The 9,616-nt window shown below is 48.7% G+C and carries 5 protein-coding genes and 2 tRNA genes; 2 read left to right on the forward strand and 5 right to left on the reverse strand.

The window, feature by feature from the left end:
• Positions 1 to 214: 214 nt before the first annotated feature.
• The gene (locus OB236_RS15270; protein ID WP_262684768.1) at positions 215 to 4,756 is read left to right on the forward strand and encodes a glutamate synthase-related protein; all 4,542 of its coding nucleotides are present in this window, start codon (positions 215 to 217) and stop codon (positions 4,754 to 4,756) included.
• A 220-nt stretch (positions 4,757 to 4,976) separates the two neighbouring features.
• Positions 4,977 to 5,984, forward strand: coding sequence for an aromatic ring-hydroxylating oxygenase subunit alpha (locus OB236_RS15275; RefSeq protein ID WP_262684763.1), 1,008 nt, complete (start codon positions 4,977 to 4,979; stop codon positions 5,982 to 5,984).
• Positions 5,985 to 6,295: 311 nt separating this feature from the next.
• Here the strand turns inward: OB236_RS15275 and OB236_RS15280 are convergent, their stop codons facing one another.
• The 5 genes from OB236_RS15280 to OB236_RS15300 all read right to left on the reverse strand — a co-directional run bounded on the left by OB236_RS15280 (position 6,296) and on the right by OB236_RS15300 (position 9,519).
• Positions 6,296 to 6,958: a bifunctional 2-keto-4-hydroxyglutarate aldolase/2-keto-3-deoxy-6-phosphogluconate aldolase gene (locus OB236_RS15280; RefSeq protein WP_262684764.1), complete on the reverse strand. Its 663-nt coding sequence runs from the start codon at positions 6,956 to 6,958 to the stop codon at positions 6,296 to 6,298.
• Between the two features lie 336 nt (positions 6,959 to 7,294).
• Positions 7,295 to 8,278, reverse strand: a complete 984-nt coding sequence (locus tag OB236_RS15285; protein ID WP_262684765.1) for a sugar kinase — start codon at positions 8,276 to 8,278, stop codon at positions 7,295 to 7,297.
• Positions 8,278 to 9,033, reverse strand: a complete 756-nt coding sequence (gene kduD / locus OB236_RS15290; protein ID WP_262684766.1) for a 2-dehydro-3-deoxy-D-gluconate 5-dehydrogenase KduD — start codon at positions 9,031 to 9,033, stop codon at positions 8,278 to 8,280. Before kduD ends, OB236_RS15285 begins: the two co-directional genes overlap by 1 nt.
• Positions 9,034 to 9,250: 217 nt before the next feature.
• A tRNA-Arg gene (locus OB236_RS15295) sits at positions 9,251 to 9,324 on the reverse strand.
• 124 nt (positions 9,325 to 9,448) lie between these two features.
• A tRNA-Gly gene (locus OB236_RS15300) sits at positions 9,449 to 9,519 on the reverse strand.
• Positions 9,520 to 9,616: the final 97 nt, after the last annotated feature.

Consider the following 9,616-nt stretch of genomic DNA (forward strand, 5'->3'; position numbering starts at 1 on the left):
TTCTATTCGCTTACAATCTGTTGCCTTCCACTCTTTATACAGGAACAATGAATTTTTATTCATTTGCGGTAGTTGGTAAATTTGTCCGCTTTCCTTCTTCTGATTTAATTCTTACAGCTTGCAGCTCGCACGCTCACGTATCGTTGAGACTTAAGCCACAACTTTTGATTGGGAGGTGATGGTCAGCCTGCTGACCACTAACATGAATGAAGCTATGCGTAATGAAGGACAATTTCGAGATTTATTAGCTGTCGAGCACGACAGCTGCGGGATTATTTGTATTATAGAAAAGGACGGTTTTCCGTCCAGAGACAATATTCGTAAAACCATTGATGCCCTTGTCAAGCTGGAGCACCGTTCAGGCTTTATTAACGGGGAAGGGGACGGTTGTGGGATTTTAACTGATATTCCACGTGCTCTTTGGGAACAAAAGCTTAACGATGCAGGTTTGGATGGTAAGCAAGCGTACAGTGAGCAGTTCTCCGTCGCTCATATATTCGTACCCCGCAAGCTTGACATCTCTGTCAAGGATATGCAAAGCGGCATTCGTGAGCTGTTTACCCAGTTTGGTGTTGAAATTATTTTGGAGCAGGAAGATCAGGTAGACAGCAGTGTACTTGGCGCTAATGGCCGTGCTGACGAGCCTACCTTCTGGCAAATTGCCGCCACCTGTAAAGTGCAGGAGCAGAAGACCGCTGACCGCTTATTCGAACTTCATACAGCGATCGAACGCCGTTATACCGTTCATGTAGCTACACTTAGCAATGTCACCGCGGCCTACAAAGTGATGGGTGCTGCGAGCATCCTGCCTCTATATTTTAACGATACACGTGATCCGTTGTTTGCGGCTCAGGTCACTATCGGCCACAATCGGTTTTCTACCAATACGCAATCCAGCTTTTTCCGTGTGCAACCCTTTTCCCTGCTCGGTCATAACGGCGAAATCAATACCGTGAAAAAGTTACGTCTGGAAGCAGACTTGGTGGGCGTTCAGCTCGTAGACGGCGGTAGCGACTCTCAGGATATGAATCGGACCATCGAGACCTTCATTCACCGTTATGGTATCAGCTTGTTTGAAGCCATGGAAATTGTATTTCCTCCGATTATTAACGAAATGAAGCTGTTCCGTCCGGAATTGCAGGATTTATATGTGTATTATCGTCAGGTATGGGGTCATTATGCTCAAGGTCCTGCCGGTATCGTATCTCGTTATGGCAATGAATGTATTTTTAGCGTGGATGCACTTGGTTTACGTCCGGTATGGATGGTTGAAAGTGAAACCTCACTCTACTTCTCGTCCGAGCAGGGTGTCATTACGGTCAGTGAAATGGTTGCTGATCCGAAGCCCATTGCACCCGGCGAAAAAGTCGGCGTCGTCCTGACACCTGGGGAGCATGTTCAGGTTATTCCGTACTCCGGTGTTCAATCCCTTGTTTATGATCGTGCAAGCGAACGCGTTCAATTCACAGGCTTGCGCAAGCATCTTAAGAATATGGAGCAGCCTGACGGTGAGGTGCCTGCAGCAGAAGCAGCACCAATCGTTGATGCGATTTACAGTGCTTTTGGCTGGGACCGTGAAGGTATCCAAATGATTGAATCGATCTCGGAAACCGGTGCTGAGCCTATTCGCTCACTGGGTCATGATGGTCCCCATGCCTGTATCAACTGGGAACGCACGAATATTCCCGACTTTATTAAAGAAAGTGTAGCCGTTGTTACGAACCCAGCGATTGACCGCGATCGCGAAATGGAGCACTTTTCCACTCGTATTATTGTCGGTCCGCGCCCAGGCATCTATGAACAGCCTGATCAACGTTTGCGTATAGAATTACTTACACCTCTGGTGCTTGAAGGAAGCAATGCCGAAAACTCCTTTACCGAACTGAATCAATTAAGCCTGGAGCAAATTCGCGCATTATTCTCCGCCCAAGGTGAGCATGCTGTCGTTGTATTGTCCACCACGTTTGCACGAGGCTCTTCTTTGAAGGAAGCCTTGAATGCACTGGCAGCAGAAGCGGTGTCCGCAGTTCGTAACGGTGCTATGCTTATTATTCTGGATGATGCCGATGCTCATCAAAATGATCGATTATTCATAGACCCACATCTTGCTGTATCCCAGGTCGATATCGCCCTGAGAGCAGAAAAGCTGTCCAACGGCCATAATCTGCGCCGCCAAGCTACCCTCATTTTGCGCACAGCTGCTATTCGCAACCTGCACGATATTGCCGTTGCCTGTGGACTCGGTGCCGATATTTTGTCCCCTTATCTCTTGTTCGCTACCGCATCCGCCAAAAACGGCGCACCGGCGGCACGCAAGGTGTACAGTGCTTTAACCAAAGGCTTGGAAAAAGTCATTTCGACCATCGGTACGCATGAGCTTCGCGGCTATACACGTTTCTTCTCTTCGATTGGCCTCAAGCCGGAGCTTGCCGATGTACTTGATATTGTTAACTATTTAGGTAGTGAACAGGCTGGTACCGGTTTTGCAGAGCTGGAAAAGGATGCGGAAGCCCGTTATCAGGACTTCTCCAATCCAAAGGCCAAAGCGGCACGCAATTTCCACTTCTTCCAAAGAATGTGGAAAGCATTGGGTGAAGCTGCTGCAGGTACCGCTCCTTACAGCGACTATCGCGATAAGCTGCGCGAGGAAGAGCAGCGCAACCCGATTTCGATTCGTCACGTTGCCGACTTTAATTATGATAAAGCTCTTCAGGAAGGCCGCAAGCCGCTGGAGCCTTCTCAAGTGGATATCGGCGTTGGCGGACATAGCCTGCCAATGCTGATATCCTCCATGTCGTTCGGTTCGCAGAATGAAACAGCGTTCCGCGCTTATGCCGAGGCAGGCGAGCGGTTGAATATGGTCACCATGAACGGTGAAGGCGGAGAAATTAAAGATATGCTTGGCCGCTACACCAAAACACGCGGAGCGCAGGTGGCTTCCGGTCGCTTCGGGATTAACATTGAGCTTGCCAATGCAGTAGCTTTTCTGGAAATCAAAATCGGTCAAGGCGCCAAGCCAGGTGAAGGCGGACATTTGCCGGGGTCCAAGGTTACTGCCAAGATCGCAGCAGCACGGAATGCGACTATCGGTTCCGATTTGATATCTCCATCCAATAACCATGATATTTATTCTATTGAGGACTTATCTCAAATTATTTCCGAGTTGAAGGAAGCTAGTGGACGCAAAGCTAAAATTATCGTCAAGGTTCCTGTCGTACCAGGCATTGGGACGATTGTAGTGGGGGTAGCCAAAGCAGGTGCGGAAGTTATTACCTTGTCAGGATTTGACGGCGGCACAGGCGCGGCACGTATCCATTCCTTGACGCATGTAGGCTTGCCGACCGAAATCGGTACGAAGCTCGCGCACGTGGCTTTAATTGAAGCCGGTCTGCGACATAAGGTTGAGCTTTGGTCTGACGGCGGATTGAAATCCGGTGCTGATGTCGTCAAAATGATGATGCTTGGCGCCAACCGCTGTGGCTTCGGCAGTATCTCCATGCAAGCAATCGGCTGCACGACCTGCCGCGGCTGTCACCTGGATACTTGCCATGTAGGGATTGCCACTCAAATTGATTCCATGGAAGAAGCCGAAGAAAAAGGCTTGCGCCGCTTTGTTCCTCGTGTCTATGATACGGCTGTCGATTCACTTGTACGATTGTTCGGCGGTATGGGCGAAGAAATTCGTGAAATCGTCGCGCAGCTTGGCTTCCAGCACGCACAAGAGCTCGTTGGACGCTCTGATTTATTGCAGCAAATCAATGGTCTCGATAAAATCGACTTAAGTGAAATCCTACGGCCCGCGCCTGTTTCCTTTGCAGCTGCCGTGGATGCCCAAGCAGCGGCTGTTTCCGAGATTTCATCGGATATCCGTATTGCCGCAGGTGCAGAAGGGCAGGAGTTCTTCCCTGACTCCCTGAGCTTCCAGGCTCCTATTCAGCGCAACTGGTCCAAGGTCGATGCCGAGTCCCGAATTCTGGGTACCCGTTATGCCAGCCACCGCGTAAGAAATCGTTTCGACGGAAGCTATGAGGCTCTACCGACGGTATCGTTGAACTTGACGGACGGTTCTGTACCAGGCAATGGTCTCGGTGCTTTTAACGCACATGGCTTGCAAATTACTGTACACGGTGGTGCTGAGGACGGGGTTGGCAAAATGTCGTTTGGCGGCAGGATTGCCATTTTGAAATCACCTAGCCATAACAATCAATACATTAACGGCTCCGTAGGTAAATCGTTCGGTTACGGTGCCCAAAAAGGGCTGTTCCTTATTCAGGGCAATGCCGATAGCCGTGCCTGCATCCGCTTTTCCGGTGCCGATGTCGTATTTGGCGGTGAAATCAATACGCCGCTTCAGGATGAGCTGGGCGGTATCGCGAGCCGTGCCAATCTGAAGGGCTTCGCCTTTGAATATATGACTAATGGCCGCGCAGTAGTGCTTGGTGATCCAGGCCCTTGGATTTGCGCAGGTATGACTGGCGGCGTGATATACCAACGTCTCGTGCCTGAAATGGGCTTGGATGAGCAAGCCATCACTCGCCGTATTGCCAAAGGCGCCAAAGTCAAGATCGAAAAGATTGGCGCGCAAAGCAGCAAGGATTTGAACGAGCTGCTTACCGCCTACCATCAAGAGCTGCTTGGTTCGGGGCAGCAGGATGCAGCTGACACGGTACAGCATTTGCTGAACAATCTCGAGACCAGCTTTGTACGTATTGCGCCAGTTGGCCTGCAGGCTGATCAATCTGTAGCGACTGAATAAAAAACACTTAATAACCAGACCATCCACGTCGGAGCTAACCCTCCTTGGCGGGATGGTTTTTTGTTTCAAAGTCTACTACTGTTGGTATAGTGTATATAATAGTAGCTTGCCGAGATCCATCCCCGGATCACGCGCCTGTCTTATCGCCTTAATGTGCTCACGATTTAATGAATCGCATTTGACCCATTGGCAACACTAATAAATTAGGAGGGTTGTCAGTATGGAAAACGAACCGTATCGGAAGAGCCGTAAGGAAGATCATGAAATATTTCCCTGTACCTGGTATGCCATCGGTTGGACCAAGGAGATAAGGGCGGGACAGAAGCTATTAAAAAAACGGTTGTTAGGACGCGACCTGGTTCTGTTTCGTGACGATCAGGGAAAGCTGTGTGCCCTGCATGCTTATTGTCCGCATCGTGGTGCTGACTTGTCATTGGGCAGCTGCAAGGACGGACTATTACAGTGCGCTTACCACGCATGGAGTTTTAATAATGAAGGGCAGTGCGTCGATATTCCCGTCCACCCAGATCGCGAAATCCCTAATTTTGCCCACACGCGCTCTTACCCGGTTTTGGAAAAAGCCAATTTGATCTGGGTTTATCCGAAGACCTATCAGGAGCTGGCTAAAGACCCCCTTCCTCCACTGGAGCTGTATCCGGTTCTCGAAAATCCTGATTATATGATGGCTCCCTATGATGCGGTATGGAAGGCTCATTTGACACGTGTGGTGGAAAGCGTACTTGACGTTGCCCACCTGCCTATCGTTCACAATAAAACGATCGGAAAAACATCCCGCAAGGAGATCAACATTGAATTTGAGGCCACGGAAGATACCATTCGGATACATAACGGCAGCGCCTTTCTCGATTACCAATTTCCAAATCATTGGCTTCTCTCTCCTGTCGATCAGACTAAGCGCAGCCAATTCATCAATTACGTAACATTTACACCTATAGATAAGGAAGTTACTGCCACATTTGGGGTTGCAGGACGTAATTTTGCCAAACTTCCGGGCGTGAGCCTCATATTTTCCAAGTACAGCAGCAAGGTCCTTAAAGAGGATCAGTTCATCGTGGAGAGTCAGCATCCCCGTCCCATTCCTGATGCTTTACGAATGGAAGCCCATGTCCTGGCCGATGGTCCGCAGGTGCGCTTCAGAAATCGCTGGTATTCGTTTTTAACGGGTGATCCGAATTCACAAATATCGATCAGCCCAATCCAGATCTAACAACAGCAGAAAAGCAGTTATTCTGAAAAAACATCTTTTATGTATGTATAGGAATATGTTGAATAACTGTGGTATTGACCGTGGTGGCTAAACAGCTTTACGGGGATAGGTCTGAGGATATTGAACTTACTTACAAAAGCGGTCCCGAAGCACAGAAGGTTCTAACGCGGTAAGGTAAAGCATTGATTGAACCTGTTCGCATGAATCCTACTAATTTTCAACTCTTAATCAGCAGACTGATGGAAACACTCGGCCCCCATCCCCTGCTGATCATTAAAAAAATCATCCTAAAAAACAAAATACAACCCCGATTACTGTTTGGCGGCTTGATAAGCCTCAATGTATTGGGCTGCCTTTTTAGCTACAAGACTGTAATCTCCTGCTTTTAACGCATCGGTAGTCAAATCGGAGCCAATTCCTACTGCAACAGCTCCTGCTTTAACCCACTCGGCCAAATTGCTTAGTGATACGCCACCGGTTGGCATGATATTCGCTTGCGGCAATGGGCCTTTGATTGCCTTGATTGTTGCTGGTGAATATAGATTGCCTGGGAACAGCTTCACAATATCGACACCAAGCTCCAACGCCTGTTGAATCTCCTGGATCGTCATCACACCTGGCATTACCGGCACTCGGTATCGGTTGCACAATGTAACTGTAGCCGGGTTCAGAGCTGGCCCTACAACAAACTCAGAACCGCTTAGTATGGCGATGCGCGCCGTCTCTGGATCCAGAACTGTACCCACGCCAATGATAGCGTATTTGGACGGGTCTTGCGCGGAGCTGGAATATTTTTTAGCCAGCTTCTCAATCGCTTGCAGTGCAAACGGAACAGTCATTGTGACCTCAATAACTTTAATACCGCCCTCAATGGCTTGCTCAGCCATCTCAACTACTTCATCAGGTGTTTCTCCGCGCAGAACCGCGACTACACCTTCCTTGCAAATTTGCTGTACAAGCTTGATTTTTTTCATGTTGGATCATCCTTTTCATTGTACTTTATCCTCCCAAACCCTCCCTATAGGGAGGGCCCCAAAGGACGCTGCCCTCTGGACTCCCTTAGCACGTATGCGATAGGGTTGGGTTCTCGGGCCGCTTTCGTCCCTATGGGACACGCTGGACTGATGGTGTGATGCTGGTATGCGTGACTGCCTGTTCTCGGGGCGCTTTGGCCCCTTCGTGACAAGCTTTACTTTCGGTGTGATGCTGGTATGCGTGACTGCCGGTTCTCGGGCCGCTTTCGTCCCTATGGGACACGCTGGACTAATGGTGTGATGCTGGTATGCGTGACTGCCTGTTCTCGGGGCGACCTACCGCTCTACATGCTTCACATTATTAAGTACGGCTTCAACCTGCTCCCAGGTTGGGATACCTTCCCAATCGCCTTCCATTTGCACAACCATACTGCCAATCAGGTTGCCAAGACGAACAGCTTCTACATGTGAATACTCTTTTAACAATCCGACAATAAATCCCGCACAAAAGCCATCGCCGGCACCAATAGTGTCTACGACCTGCTCAACTTTGAAATAAGGTACGGACTGAACAGAATCCTTCTCGACTACATATGTTTCATCATCTCCACCTTTTACAATGGAAACAGCATTTAATTCTCTTAATTTCACTACGATCTCTTCAAAGCTCTCCGTTTGGTACAGCAGCTTCAGCTCGTCCAATCCAGGGAGGAAATAATCCGCTTCTTTTGCCATCTCCAGCAGCACTTCACGGGCTTCATCCAATGCCCACAGCTTCAGACGCAGATTCGGGTCAAAGCACACTTTAACCCCATGATTACGCGCAATTTTCATCGCCTCAATAGCGGCTTCGCGGCACGATGCGCTGAGAGCAGGTGTAATGCCCGTCACATGGAGAAACTTCGCCTGCTTGATATATTCCTCGCTCAGGTGCTCCGGCTTCAAGGTGCTGGCAGCAGAGCCTTTACGATAGTAGTACACGGAAGTTTTACCTGAAACGACCTCGCGAAGCATCAGTCCTGTGGGAGCCTCCGATGTCAGCTCGACTTGGGATACGTCAACGCCCTCACCGCGAAGTTTTTTCAATATAACCTGGCCAAATGGATCCTTCCCCAGACGGCTAAACCAGCCTACACGATGCCCGAGACGCGCAACTCCGATAGCTACATTACTTTCTGCACCACCGAACAAGCTTTGAAATTGCGAAGAATATTCAATTCCCTTGGAATTTGCCGGCATCATTAGCGCCATCGTTTCACCGAATGTGATCAGCTCCGGCTGAAACATTTGAGTCCGATTGGAACTTTGTTCATTTGCCATTATCGATTCATCCACCCACCGTCGACACACATTACGTGGCCGTTCATATAATCAGAAGCTGACGAAGCCAGGAACACTGCTGGGCCTTGCAAATCTGTTGTCGTTCCCCAACGACCTGCAGGAATGCGCGCCAAAATTTGTGCGTTGCGATCTTGGTCGGCACGTATAGCAGCCGTATTGTCCGTATCCATATATCCAGGAGCGATCGCGTTGATCTGCACGCCTTTACTCGCCCATTCATTGGCCAAAGCCTTGGTAATCCCTGCTACTGCATGCTTGGAGGCTGTATAACCCGGTACATTGATGCCGCCTTGAAAGCTAAGCATGGAAGCTATATTGATGATTTTACCGGATCCTTGCTTGATCATCTCGTTACCCACAAGCTGACACAAAAAGAAAACGGCATTCATATTCAAATTAATCACATCGTGCCAATCCTGAGCAGCATGCTCAGCCGCAGGCGTACGACGAATAATTCCCGCATTATTAACTAAAATATCAATTTTACCAAACACTGAGAGCGTTTCACTAACGATCCGAGGCAATTCTTTTTCGTCAGACAAATTGGCTACAATCGTATGAACCTTACGTCCCATAGCTTCGATTTGCTGCTGTGTTTCACGATTCCGATCATTGCTCGTAACTATCGCAATATCAGCGCCTGCCTGTGCCAAGCCCAATGAGATTCCACCGCCCAAGCCTACTGCTCCACCCGTTACGATGGCTACTTTACTCGACAAATCAAAAAAACTCATCTTTACACCCCGTTCGAACATTTTATGTGCTATCCGGAAAGCTAATATAGTTAGCTGTCTGCCTTTCTTATTATAAGTGAAGTACCTCTGAGTTGCCAGACACACCTTGAAAATTCACAAGTGCTTATGGAAAAAAACCTGTAATGATAGCAGGCCCTAATCTGATACGCAATATAAAAAGCCGCGATAGCATCGCGGCTTTAATGGTTAATCATTACGTTCCAGGAGGGATTCGAACCCCCGACCCACGCCTTAGAAGGGCGTTGCTCTATCCAGCTGAGCTACTGAAACAAGAACGATTTATAATATATCACAATTACGAAGAGGATGCAAGCCCTAAATTATTAAGGATTAATCGGCATTTTACAAATAAAAAAACCTTGACATAAACATCAAGGTTCTTCTTTAAGCTCGAAGCGGGTGATGGGAATCGAACCCACGCTATCAGCTTGGAAGGCTGAAGTTCTACCATTGAACTACACCCGCAAAGACTGGCAAACTCATAAGAATTTGCTGAATATCGGGACGACACGATTTGAACATGCGACCCCCTGGTCCCAAACCAGGTGCTCTACCAAGCTGA

It is taken from the genome of Paenibacillus baimaensis (assembly GCF_025567575.1).

Bases quoted from the DNA above. Each gene is read 5' to 3' on its own strand.
- OB236_RS15285 (WP_262684765.1), bottom strand. From the start codon at position 8,278: ATGGCAAATGAACAAAGTTCCAATCGGACTCAAATGTTTCAGCCGGAG.
- OB236_RS15280 (WP_262684764.1), bottom strand. From the start codon at position 6,958: ATGAAAAAAATCAAGCTTGTACAGCAAATTTGCAAGGAAGGTGTAGTC.
- OB236_RS15270 (WP_262684768.1), top strand. From the start codon at position 215: ATGCGTAATGAAGGACAATTTCGAGATTTATTAGCTGTCGAGCACGAC.
- OB236_RS15275 (WP_262684763.1), top strand. From the start codon at position 4,977: ATGGAAAACGAACCGTATCGGAAGAGCCGTAAGGAAGATCATGAAATA.
- kduD (WP_262684766.1), bottom strand. From the start codon at position 9,033: ATGAGTTTTTTTGATTTGTCGAGTAAAGTAGCCATCGTAACGGGTGGA.